At 75.5% G+C, this 1,137-nt stretch carries 1 protein-coding gene; it reads left to right on the top strand.

Features of this window, described 5'->3' with window-relative positions:
* The coding region (locus tag B7767_RS35055) for a GAF domain-containing protein (RefSeq protein WP_373408265.1) at positions 1 to 1,137 on the top strand (1,137 nt) is incomplete at both ends.

Here is a 1,137-nt window from a genome sequence, read left to right as displayed (position 1 = left end):
CGTCCCGACGCCGGCCCCGCGTCCGGCGGCGCCGAGACGCCGTTCCTGGAGCTGCTGGCCCGCGGAGCCCCCGCCGAGGCGTACGAGCAGCCGGTGCTGCTCGCCCGCGCCGAGGGACTGCCCGCCGAGCGGATCACCGCCCTCCAGCAGGCCAAGGTGCTCGCCCTGCGGGTGCGCGCGGAGCTGGAGGGGCGCCGCCGCCGGGAGGCCGAGCTGTCCGCGCTCTTCGAGACCGCCCACGACCTCGCCGGACTGCGCGACCTGGACGCCGTGCTCCAGGCGATCGTGCAGCGCGCCCGCTCCCTGCTCGGCACCGACGTGGCCTACCTCAGCCTGAACGACCCGGTCAGGGGCGACACCTACATGCGGGTCACCGAGGGCTCGGTCGCCGCCCGCTTCCAGCAGCTGCGCCTCGGCATGGGGGAGGGGCTCGGCGGCCTGGTCGCCCAGACCGCCCGCCCCTACGTCACCGACGACTACTTCCGCGACGACCGCTTCCAGCACACGCACAGCATCGACACCGGTGTGCGGGACGAAGGGCTCGTCGCCATCCTCGGCGTGCCGTTGACGCTCGGGCACCACGTCATCGGCGTCCTGTTCGCCGCGGACCGGCGGGCCAGGGTCTTCGAGCGGGAGCAGATCGCCCTGCTCGGTTCCTTCGCCGCCCTCGCCGCGGCCGCCATCGACACCGCCAACCTGCTCGCCGAGACCCGCTCGGCCCTCGCCGGCCTGGAACGCGCCAACGAGATCATCAAGGACCGCAGCGCGGTCATCGAGCGCGCCTCGGAGGTCCACGACCGGCTGGCCGAACTGGTCCTGCGCGGCGGCGGGGTGCACGACGTGGCCGCCGCCGTCTCCCAGGTCCTGGACGGCACGGTCGAGTTCACCGAGGCCACCGCGGCCCCCGGCCGGGCCCTGGAGTCCTCACGGGCGGAAGGCCACGCGGTACGGCACCGGGACGACTGGATCGCCGCGGTGGCCGCCGGCGACGAACTCCTCGGCGCCCTGGTCCTGCGCGGCCACCCCGGCCTCGACCCCGTCGACCAGCGCACGCTGGAACGCGCGGCCATGGTCACCTCACTGCTGCTGCTCGCCCGCCGCTCCGCCGCCGAGGCCGAACAGCGCGTCCGCGGCGAG

Source organism: Streptomyces sp. 13-12-16 (genome assembly GCF_002114215.1).
GTDB lineage: Bacteria > Actinomycetota > Actinomycetes > Streptomycetales > Streptomycetaceae > Streptomyces.
This window is presented reverse-complemented; position numbering and strand designations above follow the sequence as displayed.